Origin of the sequence: Limnospira fusiformis SAG 85.79 (assembly GCF_012516315.1) — a bacterium.
Classification (GTDB): Bacteria; Cyanobacteriota; Cyanobacteriia; order Cyanobacteriales; family Microcoleaceae; genus Limnospira; species Limnospira fusiformis.
In genome coordinates, this window is sequence record NZ_CP051185.1 from 5,789,401 (window position 1) to 5,806,952 (window position 17,552).

The following is a 17,552-nucleotide window of genomic DNA, read 5'->3' on the forward strand; positions in this document are numbered from 1 at the left end:
GCTTTGATTAAGGCGCGCACCTGTTTCCAGAAACCCGGTTTTTTCAAAAAACCGGGTTTCTTAAATTCTGAGTTGGTTTGGGATAAGTTTGTCAGTTTTCATCTGTCTGCAACCAGCGCACTAAATCCTCCATCCCCCGAAAATCTAACAAAGCCTCCGCCAACTCATCCCTTTGACCCGAGTTGAGAGATATCACCTGTTGCCGTTGCATATCCGACAACTCACCACAGCGACGGGTTAACAGTCGTAACAGCATCTCCGTCTGTGCTTCTTCGCGACCTTCCTGGCGACCTTCCTGGCGACCTTCCTGGCGACCTTCCTGGCGACCTTCCTGGCGACCTTCCTGGCGACCTTCCTGGCGACCTTCCTGGCGACCCTTCTGCAACACATCCCGATAAAACCGGGTATCCTCAAGCCTAACCTGGGTAATATCCAACATTTCCCGTATCTCCTCCAAGCTCAACTCTGGAAACTTACTCGCCATTATACTTTCTACCAAGTCCAACCGTCGCTGAAATACCTCCTCACTCGCCTCCACATTCAACAAATTACGAGCGCTTTCTGGGGTTTCCGACTCCGGTAATACCAACAACCGCAACAACGCCAAATTCGGACTCAAATCCGACCTAGGAATCAGATCTTCGAGATAAAGCCTTTCCACCAAATTATCCAATAGCAGGCGATAGGGAGTCTCCACCCCCAACCCCTGACCGCGACTGGAGAAAATCAATAGCCCCCGCCAAGGTCGGCTCACCTCATATTGTCTCAGATACATGAACACTTCCTGAAAAAAGCGACCATAGAATCCCCTATCCGCCTGCATTTGCGCTTCCACGAACACCAAGGGCAAATCTGGGTCATCCCCCACGGGGGTAAATAAGCCATCAATGCGCTGTTCCTGTTCTTTGACCACCGGAGCGCTATAATCAAATTGGCAGTCCATGGGAATGCCGGGAACCAACTCAGCAATCAGTTCCGGCTGCCATAGAAAAATGCGATAAAATAGTTTGTCAGTTTTCATCTTTTGAGACGGGGCTGTTACTGAGTTAAATTTGATTAAGGCTTTGATTAAGGCGCGCACCTGTTTCCAGAAACCCGGTTTTTTCAAAAAACCGGGTTTCTTAAATTCTGAGTTGGTTTGGGATAAGTTTGTCAGTTTTCATCTGTCTGCAACCAGCGCACTAAATCCTCCATCCCCCGAAAATCTAACAAAGCCTCCGCCAACTCATCCCTTTGACCCGAGTTGAGAGAGATAACCTGTTGCCGTTGCATATCCGACAACTCACCACAGCGACGGGTTAACTGTCGTAACAGCATCTGGGTCTGTGCTTCTTCGCGACCTTCCTGGCGACCTTCCTGGCGACCCTTCTGCAACACATCCCGATAAAACCGGGTATCCTCAAGCCTAACCTGGGTAATATCCAACATTTCCCGTATCTCCTCCAAGCTCAACTCTGGAAACTTACTCGCCATTATACTTTCTACCAAGTCCAACCGTCGCTGAAATACCTCCTCACTCGCCTCCACATTCAACAAATTACGAGCGCTTTCTGGGGTTTCCGACTCCGGCAATACCAACAACCGCAACAACGCCAAATTCGGACTCAAATCCGACCTAGGAATCAGATCTTCGAGATAAAGCCTTTCCACCAAATTATCCAATAGCAGGCGATAGGGAGTCTCCACCCCAAACCCCTGACCGCGACTGGAGAAAATCAATAGCCCCCGCCAAGGTCGGCTCACCTCATATTGTCTCAGATACATGAACACTTCCTGAAAAAAGCGACCATAGAATCCCCTATCCGCCTGCATTTGCGCTTCCACGAACACCAAGGGCAAATCTGGGTCATCCCCCACGGGGGTAAATAAGCCATCAATGCGCTGTTCCTGTTCTTTGACTACCGGAGCGCTATAATCAAATTGGCAGTCCATGGGAATGCCGGGAACCAACTCAGCAATCAGTTCCGGTTGCCATAGAAAAATGCGATAAAATAGTTTGTCAGTTTTCATCTTTTGAGACGGGGCTGGTACTGAGTTAAATTTGATTAAGGCTTTGATTAAGGCGCGCACCTGTTTCCAGAAACCCGGTTTTTTGAAAAAACCGGGTTTCTTAAATTCTGACGACCCGACAATGTTTTTGGGGAAGGCGATCGCCTTTGAGAGTTTGGGGGAAAGCGTGGGAGAGTTTTGGGGAAACCTGGGAGAGGGAAGGGGAAAGCGATCGCCTGGGAGAGGGAAGGGGAAAGCGATCGCCTTTGAGAGTTTGGGGGAAAGCGTGGGAGAGTTTTGGGGAAGCCTTTGAGAGTTTGGGGGAAAGCGATCGCCTTTGAGAGTTTGGGGGAAAGCGTGGGAGAGTTTTGGGGAAGCCTTTGAGAGTTTGGGGGAAAGCGATCGCCTGGGAGAGGGAAGGGGAAAGCGATCGCCTGGGAGAGGGAAGGGGAAAGCGATCGCTATTGTGGTGCGTCAACCGAGAATATTCGGTTAGTATGAAAATTCCCCGGTTCTGACGCACCCTACAATGTGGGTTTTGTCAGTTGTCATCTGTCTGCAACCAGCGCACTAAATCCTCCATCCCCCCAAAATCTAACAAAGCCTCCGCCAACTCATCCCTTTGACCCGAGTTGAGAGATATCACCTGTTGCCGTTGCATATCCGACAACTGACCACAGCGACGGGTTAACAGTCGTAACAGCATCTCCGTCTGTGCTTCTTCGCGACCTTCCTGGCGACCTTCCTGGCGACCTTCCTGGCGACCTTCCTGGCGACCTTCCTGGCGACCCTTCTGCAACACATCCCGATAAAACCGGGTATCCTCAAGCCTAACCTGGGTAATATCCAACATTTCCCGTATCTCCTCCAAACTCAACTCTGGAAACTTACTCGCCATTATACTTTCTACCAAGTCCAACCGTCGCTGAAATACCTCCTCACTCGCCTCCACATTCAACAAATTACGAGCGCTTTCTGGGGTTTCCGACTCCGGTAATACCAACAACCGCAACAACGCCAAATTCGGACTCAAATCCGACCGAGGAATCAGATCTTCGAGATAAAGCCTTTCCACCAAATTATCTAATAGCAGGCGATAGGGAGTCTCCACCCCAAACCCCTGACCGCGACTGGAGAAAATCAATAGCCCCCGCCAAGGTCGGCTCACCTCGTATTGTCTCAGATACATGAACACTTCCTGAAAAAAGCGACCATAGAATCCCTTATCAGCCTGCATTTGTGCTTCCACGAACACCAAGGGCAAATCTGGGTCATCCCCCACGGGGGTAAATAAGCCATCAATGCGCTGTTCTTGTTCTTTGACCACCGGAGCGCTATAATCAAATTGGCAGTCCGTGGGAATGCCGGGAACCAATTCAGCAATCAGTTCCGGCTGCCATAGAAAAATGCGATAAAATAGTTTGTCAGTTTTCATCTTTTGAGACGGGGCTGGTACTGAGTTAAATTTGATTAAGGCTTTGATTAAGGCGCGCTTGTTTCCAGAAACCCGGTTTTTTCAAAAAACCGGGTTTCTTAAATTCTGACGACCCGACAATGTTTTTGGGGAAGGCGATCGCCTTTGAGAGTTTGGGGGAAAGCGTGGGAGAGTTTTGGGGAAGCCTTTGAGAGTTTGGGGGAAAGCGATCGCTATTGTGGTGCGTCAACCGAGAATATTCGGTTAGTATGAAAATTCCCCGGTTCTGACGCACCCTACAATGTGGGTTGGGGATAAGTTTGTCAGTTTTCATCTGTCTGCAACCAGCGCACTAAATCCTCCATCCCCCGAAAATCTAACAAAGCCTCCGCCAACTCATCCCTTTGACCCGAGTTGAGAGATATCACCTGTTGCCGTTGTATATCCGACAACTGACCACAGCGACGGGTTAACAGTCGTAACAGCATCTCCGTCTGTGCTTCTTCGCGACCCTTCTGCAACACATCCCGATAAAACCGGGTATCCTCAAGCTTAACCTGGGTAATATCCAACATTTCCCGTATCTCCTCCAAACTCAACTCTGGAAACTTACTCGCCATTATACTTTCTACCAAATCCAACCGTCGCTGAAATACCTCCTCACTCGCCTCCACATTCAACAAATTACGAGCGCTTTCTGGGGTTTCCGACTCCGGCAATACCAACAACCGCAACAACGCCAAATTCGGACTCAAATCCGACCTAGGAATCAGATCTTCGAGATAAAGCCTTTCCACCAAATTATCCAATAGCAGGCGATAGGGAGTCTCCACCCCCAACCCCTGGCTGCGACTAGAGAAAATCAATAGCCCCCGCCAAGGTCGGCTCACCTCATATTGTCTCAGATACATGAACACTTCCTGAAAAAAGCGACCATAGAATCCCCTATCCGCCTGCATTTGCGCTTCCACGAACACCAAGGGCAAATCTGGGTCATCCCCCACGGGGGTAAATAAGCCATCAATGCGCTGTTCCTGTTCTTTGACCACCGGAGCGCTATAATCAAATTGGCAGTCCATGGGAATGCCGGGAACCAATTCAGCAATCAGTTCCGGTTGCCATAGAAAAATGCGATAAAATAGTTTGTCAGTTTTCATCTTTTGAGACGGGGCTGTTACTGAGTTAAATTTGATTAAGGCTTTGATTAAGGCGATCGCTTGTTTCCAGAAACCCGGTTTTTTGAAAAAACCGGGTTTCTTAAATTCTGAGTTGGTTTGGGATAAGTTTGTCAGTTTTCATCTGTCTGCAACCAGCGCACTAAATCCTCCATCCCCCGAAAATCTAACAAAGCCTCCGCCAACTCATCCCTTTGACCCGAGTTGAGAGATATCACCTGTTGCCGTTGCATATCCGACAACTCACCACAGCGACGGGTTAACAGTCGTAACAGCATCTCCGTCTGTGCTTCTTCGCGACCTTCCTGGCGACCTTCCTGGCGACCTTCCTGGCGACCTTCCTGGCGACCTTCCTGGCGACCTTCCTGGCGACCTTCCTGGCGACCCTTCTGCAACACATCCCGATAAAACCGGGTATCCTCAAGCCTAACCTGGGTAATATCCAACATTTCCCGTATCTCCTCCAAGCTCAACTCTGGAAACTTACTCGCCATTATACTTTCTACCAAGTCCAACCGTCGCTGAAATACCTCCTCACTCGCCTCCACATTCAACAAATTACGAGCGCTTTCTGGGGTTTCCGACTCCGGCAATACCAACAACCGCAACAACGCCAAATTCGGACTCAAATCCGACCTAGGAATCAGATCTTCGAGATAAAGCCTTTCCACCAAATTATCCAATAGCAGGCGATAGGGAGTCTCCACCCCAAACCCCTGACCGCGACTGGAGAAAATCAATAGCCCCCGCCAAGGTCGGCTCACCTCATATTGTCTCAGATACATGAACACTTCCTGAAAAAAGCGACCATAGAATCCCCTATCCGCCTGCATTTGCGCTTCCACGAACACCAAGGGCAAATCTGGGTCATCCCCCACGGGGGTAAATAAGCCATCAATGCGCTGTTCCTGTTCTTTGACTACCGGAGCGCTATAATCAAATTGGCAGTCCATGGGAATGCCGGGAACCAACTCAGCAATCAGTTCCGGTTGCCATAGAAAAATGCGATAAAATAGTTTGTCAGTTTTCATCTTTTGAGACGGGGCTGGTACTGAGTTAAATTTGATTAAGGCTTTGATTAAGGCGCGCACCTGTTTCCAGAAACCCGGTTTTTTCAAAAAACCGGGTTTCTTAAATTCTGAGTTGGTTTGGGATAAGTTTGTCAGTTTTCATCTGTCTGCAACCAGCGCACTAAATCCTCCATCCCCCGAAAATCTAACAAAGCCTCCGCCAACTCATCCCTTTGACCCGAGTTGAGAGATATCACCTGTTGCCGTTGTATATCCGACAACTGACCACAGCGACGGGTTAACAGTCGTAACAGCATCTCCGTCTGTGCTTCTTCGCGACCTTCCTGGCGACCTTCTTCGCGACCTTCCTGGCGACCTTCCTGGCGACCTTCCTGGCGACCTTCCTGGCGACCTTCCTGGCGACCTTCCTGGAAACCTTCCTGGCGACCCTTCTGCAACACATCCCGATAAAACCGGGTATCCTCAAGCCTAACCTGGGTAATATCCAACATTTCCCGTATCTCCTCCAAGCTCAACTCTGGAAACTTACTCGCCATTATACTTTCTACCAAGTCCAACCGTCGCTGAAATACCTCCTCACTCGCCTCCACATTCAACAAATTACGAGCGCTTTCTGGGGTTTCCGACTCCGGCAATACCAACAACCGCAACAACGCCAAATTCGGACTCAAATCCGACCTAGGAATCAGATCTTCGAGATAAAGCCTTTCCACCAAATTATCCAATAGCAGGCGATAGGGAGTCTCCACCCCCAACCCCTGACCGCGACTGGAGAAAATCAATAGCCCCCGCCAAGGTCGGCTCACCTCATATTGTCTCAGATACATGAACACTTCCTGAAAAAAGCGACCATAGAATCCCCTATCCGCCTGCATTTGCGCTTCCACGAACACCAAGGGCAAATCTGGGTCATCCCCCACGGGGGTAAATAAGCCATCAATGCGCTGTTCCTGTTCTTTGACTACCGGAGCGCTATAATCAAATTGGCAGTCCATGGGAATGCCGGGAACTAACTCAGCAATCAGTTCCGGCTGCCATAGAAAAATGCGATAAAATAGTTTGTCAGTTTTCATCTTTTGAGACGGGGCTGGTACTGAGTTAAATTTGATTAAGGCTTTGATTAAGGCGCGCACCTGTTTCCAGAAACCCGGTTTTTTCAAAAAACCGGGTTTCTTAAATTCTGAGTTGGTTTGGGATAAGTTTGTCAGTTTTTATCTGTCTGCAACCAGCGCACTAAATCCTCCATCCCCCCAAAATCTAACAAAGCCTCCGCCAACTCATCCCTTTGACCCGAGTTGAGAGATATCACCTGTTGCCGTTGCATATCCGACAACTCACCACAGCGACGGGTTAACTGTCGTAACAGCATCTCCGTCTGTGCTTCTTCGCGACCTTCCTGGCGACCTTCCTGGCGACCTTCCTGGCGACCTTCCTGGCGACCTTCCTGGCGACCCTTCTGCAACACATCCCGATAAAACCGGGTATCCTCAAGCTTAACCTGGGTAATATCCAACATTTCCCGTATCTCCTCCAAGCTCAACTCTGGAAACTTACTCGCCATTATACTTTCTACCAAGTCCAACCGTCGCTGAAATACCTCCTCACTCGCCTCCACATTCAACAAATCACGAGCGCTTTCTGGGGTTTCCGACTCCGGCAATACCAACAACCGCAACAACGCCAAATTCGGACTCAAATCCGACCTAGGAATCAGATCTTCGAGATAAAGCCTTTCCACCAAATTATCCAATAGCAGGCGATAGGGAGTCTCCACCCCAAACCCCTGACCGCGACTGGAGAAAATCAATAGCCCCCGCCAAGGTCGGCTCACCTCATATTGTCTCAGATACATGAACACTTCCTGAAAAAAGCGGCCATAGAATCCCCTATCCGCCTGCATTTGCGCTTCCACGAACACCAAGGGCAAATCTGGGTCATCCCCCACGGGGGTAAATAAGCCATCAATGCGCTGTTCCTGTTCTTTGACTACCGGAGCGCTATAATCAAATTGGCAGTCCATGGGAATGCCGGGAACCAACTCAGCAATCAGTTCCGGTTGCCATAGAAAAATGCGATAAAATAGTTTGTCAGTTTTCATCTTTTGAGACGGGGCTGGTACTGAGTTAAATTTGATTAAGGCTTTGATTAAGGCGCGCACCTGTTTCCAGAAACCCGGTTTTTTCAAAAAACCGGGTTTCTTAAATTCTGAGTTGGTTTGGGATAAGTTTGTCAGTTTTCATCTGTCTGCAACCAGCGCACTAAATCCTCCATCCCCCGAAAATCTAACAAAGCCTCCGCCAACTCATCCCTTTGACCCGAGTTGAGAGATATCACCTGTTGCCGTTGTATATCCGACAACTGACCACAGCGACGGGTTAACAGTCGTAACAGCATCTCCGTCTGTGCTTCTTCGCGACCTTCCTGGCGACCTTCCTGGCGACCTTCCTGGCGACCTTCCTGGCGACCTTCCTGGCGACCTTCCTGGCGACCTTCCTGGCGACCTTCCTGGCGACCTTCCTGGCGACCCTTCTGCAAGACATCCCGATAAAACCGGGTATCCTCAAGCCTAACCTGGGTAATATCCAACATTTCCCGTATCTCCTCCAAGCTCAACTCTGGAAACTTACTCGCCATTATACTTTCTACCAAGTCCAACCGTCGCTGAAATACCTCCTCACTCGCCTCCACATTCAACAAATTACGAGCGCTTTCTGGGGTTTCCGACTCCGGTAATACCAACAACCGCAACAACGCCAAATTCGGACTCAAATCCGACCGAGGAATCAGATCTTCGAGATAAAGCCTTTCCACCAAATTATCTAATAGCAGGCGATAGGGAGTCTCCACCCCAAACCCCTGACCGCGACTGGAGAAAATCAATAGCCCCCGCCAAGGTCGGCTCACCTCGTATTGTCTCAGATACATGAACACTTCCTGAAAAAAGCGACCATAGAATCCCTTATCAGCCTGCATTTGTGCTTCCACGAACACCAAGGGCAAATCTGGGTCATCCCCCACGGGGGTAAATAAGCCATCAATGCGCTGTTCTTGTTCTTTGACCACCGGAGCGCTATAATCAAATTGGCAGTCCGTGGGAATGCCGGGAACCAATTCAGCAATCAGTTCCGGCTGCCATAGAAAAATGCGATAAAATAGTTTGTCAGTTTTCATCTTTTGAGACGGGGCTGGTACTGAGTTAAATTTGATTAAGGCTTTGATTAAGGCGCGCTTGTTTCCAGAAACCCGGTTTTTTCAAAAAACCGGGTTTCTTAAATTCTGACGACCCGACAATGTTTTTGGGGAAGGCGATCGCCTTTGAGAGTTTGGGGGAAAGCGTGGGAGAGTTTTGGGGAAGCCTTTGAGAGTTTGGGGGAAAGCGATCGCTATTGTGGTGCGTCAACCGAGAATATTCGGTTAGTATGAAAATTCCCCGGTTCTGACGCACCCTACAATGTGGGTTGGGGATAAGTTTGTCAGTTTTCATCTGTCTGCAACCAGCGCACTAAATCCTCCATCCCCCGAAAATCTAACAAAGCCTCCGCCAACTCATCCCTTTGACCCGAGTTAAGAGATATCACCTGTTGCCGTTGCATATCCGACAACTCACCACAGCGACGGGTTAACTGTCGTAACAGCATCTGGGTCTGTGCTTCCTGGAAACCTTCCTGGCGACCCTTCTGCAACACATCCCGATAAAACCGGGTATCCTCAAGCCTAACCTGGGTAATATCCAACATTTCCCGTATCTCCTCCAAGCTCAACTCTGGAAACTTACTCGCCATTATACTTTCTACCAAATCCAACCGTCGCTGAAATACCTCCTCACTCGCCTCCACATTCAACAAATTACGAGCGCTTTCTGGGGTTTCCGACTCCGGTAATACCAACAACCGCAACAACGCCAAATTCGGACTCAAATCCGACCTAGGAATCAGATCTTCGAGATAAAGCCTTTCCACCAAATTATCCAATAGCAGGCGATAGGGAGTCTCCACCCCAAAACCCTGACCGCGACTGGAGAAAATCAATAGCCCCCGCCAAGGTCGGCTCACCTCGTATTGTCTCAGATACATGAACACTTCCTGAAAAAAGCGACCATAGAATCCCCTATCCGCCTGCATTTGCGCTTCCACGAACACCAAGGGCAAATCTGGGTCATCCCCCACGGGGGTAAATAAGCCATCAATGCGCTGTTCCTGTTCTTTGACCACCGGAGCGCTATAATCAAATTGGCAGTCCATGGGAATGCCGGGAACCAACTCAGCAATCAGTTCCGGCTGCCATAGAAAAATGCGATAAAATAGTTTGTCAGTTTTCATCTTTTGAGACGGGGCTGGTACTGAGTTAAATTTGATTAAGGCTTTGATTAAGGCGCGCACCTGTTTCCAGAAACCCGGTTTTTTGAAAAAACCGGGTTTCTTAAATTCTGAGTTGGTTTGGGATAAGTTTGTCAGTTTTCATCTGTCTGCAACCAGCGCACTAAATCCTCCATCCCCCGAAAATCTAACAAAGCCTCCGCCAACTCATCCCTTTGACCCGAGTTGAGAGATATCACCTGTTGCCGTTGCATATCCGACAACTCACCACAGCGACGGGTTAACAGTCGTAACAGCATCTGGGTCTGTGCTTCTTCGCGACCTTCCTGGCGACCTTCCTGGCGACCCTTCTGCAACACATCCCGATAAAACCGGGTATCCTCAAGCCTAACCTGGGTAATATCCAACATTTCCCGTATTTCCTCCAAGCTCAACTCTGGAAACTTACTCGCCATTATACTTTCTACCAAGTCCAACCGTCGCTGAAATACCTCCTCACTCGCCTCCACATTCAACAAATTACGAGCGCTTTCTGGGGTTTCCGACTCCGGCAATACCAACAACCGCAACAACGCCAAATTCGGACTCAAATCCGACCTAGGAATCAGATCTTCGAGATAAAGCCTTTCCACCAAATTATCCAATAGCAGGCGATAGGGAGTCTCCACCCCCAACCCCTGACCGCGACTGGAGAAAATCAATAGCCCCCGCCAAGGTCGGCTCACCTCATATTGTCTCAGATACATGAACACTTCCTGAAAAAAGCGACCATAGAATCCCCTATCCGCCTGCATTTGCGCTTCCACGAACACCAAGGGCAAATCTGGGTCATCCCCCACGGGGGTAAATAAGCCATCAATGCGCTGTTCCTGTTCTTTGACTACCGGAGCGCTATAATCAAATTGGCAGTCCATGGGAATGCCGGGAACCAACTCAGCAATCAGTTCCGGTTGCCATAGAAAAATGCGATAAAATAGTTTGTCAGTTTTCATCTTTTGAGACGGGGCTGGTACTGAGTTAAATTTGATTAAGGCTTTGATTAAGGCGATCGCTTGTTTCCAGAAACCCGGTTTTTTCAAAAAACCGGGTTTCTTAAATTCTGAGTTGGTTTGGGATAAGTTTGTCAGTTTTTATCTGTCTGCAACCAGCGCACTAAATCCTCCATCCCCCCAAAATCTAACAAAGCCTCCGCCAACTCATCCCTTTGACCCGAGTTGAGAGATATCACCTGTTGCCGTTGCATATCCGACAACTGACCACAGCGACGGGTTAACTGTCGTAACAGCATCTCCGTCTGTGCTTCTTCGCGACCTTCCTGGCGACCTTCCTGGCGACCTTCCTGGCGACCTTCCTGGCGACCCTTCTGCAACACATCCCGATAAAACCGGGTATCCTCAAGCCTAACCTGGGTAATATCCAACATTTCCCGTATCTCCTCCAAGCTCAACTCTGGAAACTTACTCGCCATTATACTTTCTACCAAGTCCAACCGTCGCTGAAATACCTCCTCACTCGCCTCCACATTCAACAAATTACGAGCGCTTTCTGGGGTTTCCGACTCCGGCAATACCAACAACCGCAACAACGCCAAATTCGGACTCAAATCCGACCTAGGAATCAGATCTTCGAGATAAAGCCTTTCCACCAAATTATCCAATAGCAGGCGATAGGGAGTCTCCACCCCAAACCCCTGACCGCGACTGGAGAAAATCAATAGCCCCCGCCAAGGTCGGCTCACCTCGTATTGTCTCAGATACATGAACACTTCCTGAAAAAAGCGACCATAGAATCCCCTATCCGCCTGCATTTGCGCTTCCACGAACACCAAGGGCAAATCTGGGTCATCCCCCACGGGGGTAAATAAGCCATCAATGCGCTGTTCCTGTTCTTTGACCACCGGAGCGCTATAATCAAATTGGCAGTCCATGGGAATGCCGGGAACCAACTCAGCAATCAGTTCCGGCTGCCATAGAAAAATGCGATAAAATAGTTTGTCAGTTTTCATCTTTTGAGACGGGGCTGGTACTGAGTTAAATTTGATTAAGGCTTTGATTAAGGCGATCGCTTGTTTCCAGAAACCCGGTTTTTTCAAAAAACCGGGTTTCTTAAATTCTGAGTTGGTTGGGGATAAGTTTGTCAGTTTTTATCTGTCTGCAACCAGCGCACTAAATCCTCCATCCCCCCAAAATCTAACAAAGCCTCCGCCAACTCATCCCTTTGACCCGAGTTGAGAGATATCACCTGTTGCCGTTGCATATCCGACAACTCACCACAGCGACGGGTTAACTGTCGTAACAGCATCTGGGTCTGTGCTTCCTGGAAACCTTCCTGGCGACCTTCCTGGCGACCTTCCTGGCGACCTTCCTGGCGACCCTTCTGCAACACATCCCGATAAAACCGGGTATCCTCAAGCCTAACCTGGGTAATATCCAACATTTCCCGTATCTCCTCCAAACTCAACTCTGGAAACTTACTCGCCATTATACTTTCTACCAAGTCCAACCGTCGCTGAAATACCTCCTCACTCGCCTCCACATTCAACAAATTACGAGCGCTTTCTGGGGTTTCCGACTCCGGCAATACCAACAACCGCAACAACGCCAAATTCGGACTCAAATCCGACCTAGGAATCAGATCTTCGAGATAAAGCCTTTCCACCAAATTATCCAATAGCAGGCGATAGGGAGTCTCCACCCCCAACCCCTGACCGCGACTGGAGAAAATCAATAGCCCCCGCCAAGGTCGGCTCACCTCATATTGTCTCAGATACATGAACACTTCCTGAAAAAAGCGGCCATAGAATCCCCTATCCGCCTGCATTTGCGCTTCCACGAACACCAAGGGCAAATCTGGGTCATCCCCCACGGGGGTAAATAAGCCATCAATGCGCTGTTCTTGTTCTTTGACCACCGGAGCGCTATAATCAAATTGGCAGTCCGTGGGAATGCCGGGAACCAATTCAGCAATCAGTTCCGGCTGCCATAGAAAAATGCGATAAAATAGTTTGTCAGTTTTCATCTTTTGGGACGGGGCTGGTACTGAGTCCAATTTGATTACGGCTGAAAAGATTGTATCATATCGGAGCAGCCCATGCCACATAAAGAAACCTTGTCATCATTTATAAATGCCTGAAATTCAATCTTTCACCACCCCCGTCGTTTTACTCATTTTTAGGCGACCAGATACCACTCAAAAAGTGTTTGATGTGATTCGCCAAGTCAAACCTCAGCAGTTACTGGTGATTGCTGATGGTCCCGAACCCGGCAATGATTTAGAAGCCGAAAAATGCGCCCAAACTCGCGCCATTATTGATACGGTTGATTGGGATTGTCAAGTTTTAACCAACTACTCGGATTTTAACTTAGGTTGTAAACAGCGAGTCGCCAGTGGGCTCAATTGGGTGTTTAGTTTAGTGGAAGAAGCGATTATCTTAGAAGATGACTGTATCCCGGATATCAGCTTTTTTAAATTTTGCCAAGAGTTATTAATCCGCTATCGTCATGATCACCAAATTTTCCAAATTACCGGAGAAAATACCCACGGCTATCAATCGGCAAATTCCAGCTATTATTTTTCCCAGTATAGCTTTTATTGGGGATGGGCGACATGGCGGCGAGCTTGGCGGTTATTTGACCCGGATTTAAAGTCTTGGCTAACCAAGTGCGATCGCCATTGGTTAAGAGATTTATTGGGAAGTCAAGACCGCGCCGAATATTGGGCAGAAATCTTTGATTTAACCTACAATGGTTTTAATTCCTGGGGATGGGCTTGGACATTTACTTGTTTGGTGAATCGAGGTTTATGTATCATTCCCAATCAGAACTTAATTTCTAATGTTGGTTTTGGCGCAGATGCCGCCCATACCACCTGGGAAGTTGATGAAATCGCCAATTTACCTACCCAATCAATTAGCTTTCCGCTGAAACACCCCACCGCCATCACCATCAACATGGAAGCTGAAACCGTTATTGATAAAATGCGGTTTACGGGTCGCAAATATATCAGAACCATGCGCGAAACAGCGATGGATTTAAGCCAGCAAGGACAGCACCAAAAGGCTTTAGAGATTTGGGAACAATGTATTAAGTTGCGATCGGATTTAAGCGAGTTTTACTATCAAAAAGCCTGCTGCTTACAGAAAATAGGTAATTCTCAACAGGCGATACAATGCCTGCATCAGTTATTAAAATCTCATCCAGACCACCAACCCGCTAAATCATTATTAAATACCATCATCAAAAAATATCATAATTCGTCCCCGTTACCCACTCAAAATCAACAGCAGCGTTTTTTGGTTTACACCATGGGACAAGTCGGTTCAACTTCGATTTCCACATCTTTAAAAAACTACACTTCACAAGTCTATGATATTCATTTCTTAGATGAAACTTATCTCCAAAAAAATATGCACAAAGGGCATTGTGTGGATGGCTATTTTGTGTTCAAAAACTGGTTAGGAGAACCCTTAAAAATTATTTCCATGGTCAGAAATCCCATTGCTGTCAATGTTAGTGGCTTTTTTCAAAACCTCGATACATATTACCCCCATTTAAGCCAAGAAGAAATTCTACAGTTGAGTATTGAAGAACTGATTAATAAATTTTGCACATTAAACCCCAACTTTCCCCTACATTGGTTTGACATAGAATTCAATAAATGCTTAAATTTTGATATTTACAGCCAGCCTTTTTCGATGTTAGGATGGCAAACCTACTTACATGAATCTTACCATATTTTGATTATGCAAGCGGAACTAATGGATAGCCAAAAACAGGAGGTTATCCGAATGTTTACAGGTATCACCAACTGGCAACTAGAAAACCAAAATATGAGTTCCCAGAAGTGGTATAGTAACCGATTTCAAGAATTTAAGGAAAAACTGGTGCTTCCCAAAGACTATTTAGACAAGATGTTAAGTTCCAAGTTTACCCGGCATTTTTATAGCCAGTCACAAATTCAGGAATTTTATAAATTCTGAAGCACAAAAACAGGTTGTTCATAAGAAAAAGCTCCCAGGGGCTTATTGACTATCAAAGACTCGGAAAACCCGAAACTGTCCACCGTTTTCCAGCCTTCCAACATCATTGGCAAGCGGATCTTACCATAAATGCGATGAGCATTCCAAACCAGACAATCTTGACCCACAGGAACAGAGAAAAACAAGAGATTAAATCCAGCCAGGGAAATGGGGATGAAGTGCGATCGCTTTCTGAAAAGCATCCACGGCCTCTTCTAGCTTACGGCTCGGCAGCAGTTGATTACCCCTCACTAAATGGCTGACCAATTGGCTGACTCCCCAGATAAAGCATATGCAATGCCGAAACCATCGGCTATTATACCAAAACATGGGAGACAGCGTTAACGACAGCATCTACTGAAACACTACATTCTGTTTTATGGTAATGAAGATGCTTTTGCGCCTCATCTACTTCAGCTACAATATAAGCATATTTATGGTTCAAAACCTGGCTTAAACGCCAATAGCAAATGTTAATATAGTTTTCTGGAAATATCTCAATTACTGTGCAGTTAGAAGAAGCAAATACTATGTTAGTTAAGCCAGCTCCGTGTGGACTAACTATGACCTTGGCATTAGCAAAAGTCTGAATTTGTTGCTCATAGGAAAGACGACCAGGGGTAACTTTAACAAATCCTAATTTTTCAAGAGCGCTAAACACTTCATATTCATTCAATAACTTTCTGCGACTGGGTTGGTCTTCTCGACTAATAAATATCAATTCTGGTAAATCCTTGATGGGATTCTTAACATTTTCCCAATAATAATCTTTAACTGAATCAAACACTTTTTTTATCTGGGGGGGTAGTACAAAAGCTATGCCTGATAAGTATGACGAATAAACAAGAGATCGACATAAAAGCGTTTCATTACCTACCGGCTCTAGGGCTGATAAATCTATTCCAAGTAACTGCAAACTTCTTTTTTGCCAATTATTCAAGTCACGATAAATTACTCTAAATTTGCCTGAGTTAATTTTTGTTTTTAAATAATAAGCTACTGGTAATAAATTAATGTGCCAGTGATAATAGTTATTAGCGAAACCTGCCGCAAGTAGTATCGTTGGCTCATTAATAATCCGAGGTTTGATATCCTCCGTCAGCATCAGTATTCCTTTGTCGCTTTGATCAGATAAAGCCTGCCAGTTGACTAGATATAATGAATCCTGCCAATATTTTATCATCCGAGAAATTACCAAAGATGGGCTAGAAGGAAGTACCAAAGTCCAGGGGAAGCGAGCTAAATAAACAGGCTTGGGAGTATATATACTTTGAAACTTACTTGTTTTAACAGAAGAACCAAAACAAGCTTTTTGTATGATATTATCCACACCAAAATTGGTGACATTTTCATCTGAATTTGGCTTGTATATATAAACTTTTTCTTCTTCCGCAGCAAAGAGTAAATTTTCATTTTCAGCAATAACTATCTCTGAGCTATCTATAGCCATCGGTGAGAGCTTGATTTTGTTTTTATTAATGGATTGGGGTTCTAAAACCAGATTCAAACTCTTATGGTTGGCAAATTTACTCAACTGGTCATTTCTCAAGAGAATACATTTTCTTCCTTGCGTTATTATCCCCAAGTTCTTGCTTATGGCAAAATCACGAATAGCATTCCCTGTAGGAGGATGTGGAAAATCATCTCCAAATATAATCCCACCCTGACTCAGTAACGGATAAAAATTGTGCAGGTCGTTGGTCACAGATTCATAGTCATGGGCTGCATCAATATATATGAGATCGGCTTTGATTTCATTTCTATCAAAAAAAGCTGCTGCTGTTGCTGATACCATAGGAAATGGTATAATGTAGTCCTTTAATCCAGATCTAATAACATTGCTCAAAAATCTCTCGTACAAACTAGGATAACCATGTTTTAGATAAAGTTGATTACGCCATACTTCCTTTTCCCAGTGTTCTAGGCTACCCAGCCATGTATCCACGCAGAGTACACGAGAAGAATTAAGGTTTAAATCACGTAAATTTTGAGCCATTAAAATTGCTGAATGACCCTTCCAACTACCAACTTCAATAATTATCTGTGGCTTAATAGTTTCTATGAGAATTCTAAAGCAATCAACATCACTTAAAAAACTTTGGTTATCTACTGGCAACAAACTTGAAAAAGTTGAAGTTGGCAACTGCCCGTAAATTTTTTTAGCTAGTCGTTCAGATGAATTAATGTCTGAGTTTTCGATACTATTAACCGACTCTAACTCGGGCGCAAATTTATCCAAACTGGGATTCAAATCCGTTGCTTTCTGATAAGCTACTCTCGCTTCTTCTAAACGTCCCAACTGTTCTAAGGCTTCCCCTAGCTTGTAGTGAGACCAATGGAAATCGGGATGAAGTGCGATCGCTTTTTGATAAGCCGCTACAGCCTCTTCTAGCTTACCACTCCGCAGCAGTTGATTACCCCTATCTAAATCGCTGACCAATTGGCTGACTCCCCAGACTAAAGTATACATAAGGTAAAAGCCATTGGCTATTATACCAAAGCGGTAGATATTTGTCAAGTTTTCTAAGTATCGTGATCTGGTATGATGTGGGGTTGTTTATGGTATGATGCGGGGGTGTTTATGGTATGATGCGGGGGTGTTTACAGAAG

At 46.5% G+C, this 17,552-nt stretch carries 18 protein-coding genes; 1 reads left to right on the forward strand and 17 read right to left on the reverse strand.

Going from position 1 to position 17,552, the window contains the following annotated elements:
- Positions 1 to 91: 91 nt before the first annotated feature.
- The 15 genes from HFV01_RS26980 to HFV01_RS27050 all read right to left on the reverse strand — a co-directional run bounded on the left by HFV01_RS26980 (position 92) and on the right by HFV01_RS27050 (position 12,943).
- Entirely contained in the window at positions 92 to 1,021 is a 930-nt protein-coding gene (locus HFV01_RS26980; RefSeq protein WP_193520576.1) for a DUF2887 domain-containing protein, read from the reverse strand.
- A gap of 131 nt (positions 1,022 to 1,152) precedes the next feature.
- Positions 1,153 to 2,010 (reverse strand): DUF2887 domain-containing protein, encoded by an 858-nt coding sequence (locus HFV01_RS26985; RefSeq protein WP_193520577.1) that lies wholly within the window; start codon positions 2,008 to 2,010, stop codon positions 1,153 to 1,155.
- Between the two features lie 100 nt (positions 2,011 to 2,110).
- Positions 2,111 to 2,512 carry a hypothetical protein gene (locus HFV01_RS26990; protein WP_193520578.1) on the reverse strand — a complete coding sequence of 134 codons (402 nt, stop codon included), beginning with the start codon at positions 2,510 to 2,512 and terminating at the stop codon, positions 2,111 to 2,113.
- An 18-nt stretch (positions 2,513 to 2,530) separates the two neighbouring features.
- Positions 2,531 to 3,424, reverse strand: coding sequence for a DUF2887 domain-containing protein (locus HFV01_RS26995; RefSeq protein ID WP_193520579.1), 894 nt, complete (start codon positions 3,422 to 3,424; stop codon positions 2,531 to 2,533).
- 25 nt (positions 3,425 to 3,449) lie between these two features.
- Complete coding sequence (locus tag HFV01_RS27000; RefSeq protein WP_187758846.1) at positions 3,450 to 3,737, reverse strand: hypothetical protein; 288 nt, start codon at positions 3,735 to 3,737, stop codon at positions 3,450 to 3,452.
- Positions 3,727 to 4,560 (reverse strand): DUF2887 domain-containing protein, encoded by an 834-nt coding sequence (locus HFV01_RS27005; protein WP_193520580.1) that lies wholly within the window; start codon positions 4,558 to 4,560, stop codon positions 3,727 to 3,729. The genes HFV01_RS27000 and HFV01_RS27005 overlap by 11 nt, the downstream gene beginning before the upstream one ends.
- Positions 4,561 to 4,691: 131 nt before the next feature.
- A complete protein-coding gene (locus tag HFV01_RS27010) occupies positions 4,692 to 5,609 on the reverse strand; it encodes a DUF2887 domain-containing protein (protein WP_193520581.1) in 918 nt (305 codons plus the stop codon).
- Positions 5,610 to 5,740: 131 nt separating this feature from the next.
- A complete protein-coding gene (locus HFV01_RS27015) occupies positions 5,741 to 6,682 on the reverse strand; it encodes a DUF2887 domain-containing protein (protein WP_193520582.1) in 942 nt (313 codons plus the stop codon).
- 131 nt (positions 6,683 to 6,813) lie between these two features.
- Entirely contained in the window at positions 6,814 to 7,707 is an 894-nt protein-coding gene (locus HFV01_RS27020; protein ID WP_193520583.1) for a DUF2887 domain-containing protein, read from the reverse strand.
- Positions 7,708 to 7,838: 131 nt separating this feature from the next.
- Entirely contained in the window at positions 7,839 to 8,780 is a 942-nt protein-coding gene (locus HFV01_RS27025) for a DUF2887 domain-containing protein (protein WP_193520584.1), read from the reverse strand.
- 25 nt (positions 8,781 to 8,805) lie between these two features.
- Positions 8,806 to 9,093 (reverse strand): hypothetical protein, encoded by a 288-nt coding sequence (locus tag HFV01_RS27030; protein WP_187758846.1) that lies wholly within the window; start codon positions 9,091 to 9,093, stop codon positions 8,806 to 8,808.
- Positions 9,083 to 9,928, reverse strand: coding sequence for a DUF2887 domain-containing protein (locus HFV01_RS27035; RefSeq protein WP_193520585.1), 846 nt, complete (start codon positions 9,926 to 9,928; stop codon positions 9,083 to 9,085). Before HFV01_RS27035 ends, HFV01_RS27030 begins: the two co-directional genes overlap by 11 nt.
- 131 nt (positions 9,929 to 10,059) lie before the next feature.
- A complete protein-coding gene (locus HFV01_RS27040; protein ID WP_193521318.1) occupies positions 10,060 to 10,917 on the reverse strand; it encodes a DUF2887 domain-containing protein in 858 nt (285 codons plus the stop codon).
- Positions 10,918 to 11,048: 131 nt separating this feature from the next.
- On the reverse strand, positions 11,049 to 11,930 hold the full coding sequence (locus HFV01_RS27045; RefSeq protein WP_193521319.1) for a DUF2887 domain-containing protein: 882 nt from the start codon (positions 11,928 to 11,930) through the stop codon (positions 11,049 to 11,051).
- Positions 11,931 to 12,061: 131 nt separating this feature from the next.
- A complete protein-coding gene (locus HFV01_RS27050; protein ID WP_035759979.1) occupies positions 12,062 to 12,943 on the reverse strand; it encodes a DUF2887 domain-containing protein in 882 nt (293 codons plus the stop codon).
- A 106-nt stretch (positions 12,944 to 13,049) separates the two neighbouring features.
- Here HFV01_RS27050 and HFV01_RS27055 point away from each other — a divergent pair, with 106 nt between their 5' ends.
- Positions 13,050 to 14,903, forward strand: a complete 1,854-nt coding sequence (locus HFV01_RS27055; protein WP_006622337.1) for a putative capsular polysaccharide synthesis family protein — start codon at positions 13,050 to 13,052, stop codon at positions 14,901 to 14,903.
- Here the strand turns inward: HFV01_RS27055 and HFV01_RS27060 are convergent.
- Both HFV01_RS27060 and HFV01_RS27065 read right to left on the reverse strand, forming a co-directional pair.
- The gene (locus HFV01_RS27060) at positions 14,891 to 15,145 is read right to left on the reverse strand and encodes a DUF268 domain-containing protein (protein WP_071533543.1); all 255 of its coding nucleotides are present in this window, start codon (positions 15,143 to 15,145) and stop codon (positions 14,891 to 14,893) included. The two genes, HFV01_RS27055 and HFV01_RS27060, sit on opposite strands and share 13 nt — an antisense overlap.
- Before the next feature lie 113 nt (positions 15,146 to 15,258).
- Complete coding sequence (locus HFV01_RS27065) at positions 15,259 to 17,412, reverse strand: glycosyltransferase 61 family protein (protein ID WP_318286308.1); 2,154 nt, start codon at positions 17,410 to 17,412, stop codon at positions 15,259 to 15,261.
- Positions 17,413 to 17,552: the final 140 nt, after the last annotated feature.

What these genes read in the sequence shown, in the direction of transcription:
- HFV01_RS26980 (WP_193520576.1), bottom strand. Translation starts at nt 1,021, where the DNA reads ATGAAAACTGACAAACTATTTTATCGCATTTTTCTATGGCAGCCGGAA.
- HFV01_RS26985 (WP_193520577.1), bottom strand. Translation starts at nt 2,010, where the DNA reads ATGAAAACTGACAAACTATTTTATCGCATTTTTCTATGGCAACCGGAA.
- HFV01_RS26995 (WP_193520579.1), bottom strand. Translation starts at nt 3,424, where the DNA reads ATGAAAACTGACAAACTATTTTATCGCATTTTTCTATGGCAGCCGGAA.
- HFV01_RS27000 (WP_187758846.1), bottom strand. Translation starts at nt 3,737, where the DNA reads ATGAAAACTGACAAACTTATCCCCAACCCACATTGTAGGGTGCGTCAG.
- HFV01_RS27005 (WP_193520580.1), bottom strand. Translation starts at nt 4,560, where the DNA reads ATGAAAACTGACAAACTATTTTATCGCATTTTTCTATGGCAACCGGAA.
- HFV01_RS27010 (WP_193520581.1), bottom strand. Translation starts at nt 5,609, where the DNA reads ATGAAAACTGACAAACTATTTTATCGCATTTTTCTATGGCAACCGGAA.
- HFV01_RS27015 (WP_193520582.1), bottom strand. Translation starts at nt 6,682, where the DNA reads ATGAAAACTGACAAACTATTTTATCGCATTTTTCTATGGCAGCCGGAA.
- HFV01_RS27020 (WP_193520583.1), bottom strand. Translation starts at nt 7,707, where the DNA reads ATGAAAACTGACAAACTATTTTATCGCATTTTTCTATGGCAACCGGAA.
- HFV01_RS27025 (WP_193520584.1), bottom strand. Translation starts at nt 8,780, where the DNA reads ATGAAAACTGACAAACTATTTTATCGCATTTTTCTATGGCAGCCGGAA.
- HFV01_RS27030 (WP_187758846.1), bottom strand. Translation starts at nt 9,093, where the DNA reads ATGAAAACTGACAAACTTATCCCCAACCCACATTGTAGGGTGCGTCAG.
- HFV01_RS27035 (WP_193520585.1), bottom strand. Translation starts at nt 9,928, where the DNA reads ATGAAAACTGACAAACTATTTTATCGCATTTTTCTATGGCAGCCGGAA.
- HFV01_RS27040 (WP_193521318.1), bottom strand. Translation starts at nt 10,917, where the DNA reads ATGAAAACTGACAAACTATTTTATCGCATTTTTCTATGGCAACCGGAA.
- HFV01_RS27045 (WP_193521319.1), bottom strand. Translation starts at nt 11,930, where the DNA reads ATGAAAACTGACAAACTATTTTATCGCATTTTTCTATGGCAGCCGGAA.
- HFV01_RS27050 (WP_035759979.1), bottom strand. Translation starts at nt 12,943, where the DNA reads ATGAAAACTGACAAACTATTTTATCGCATTTTTCTATGGCAGCCGGAA.
- HFV01_RS27055 (WP_006622337.1), top strand. Translation starts at nt 13,050, where the DNA reads ATGCCTGAAATTCAATCTTTCACCACCCCCGTCGTTTTACTCATTTTT.
- HFV01_RS27060 (WP_071533543.1), bottom strand. Translation starts at nt 15,145, where the DNA reads ATGCTTTTCAGAAAGCGATCGCACTTCATCCCCATTTCCCTGGCTGGA.
- HFV01_RS27065 (WP_318286308.1), bottom strand. Translation starts at nt 17,412, where the DNA reads ATGTATACTTTAGTCTGGGGAGTCAGCCAATTGGTCAGCGATTTAGAT.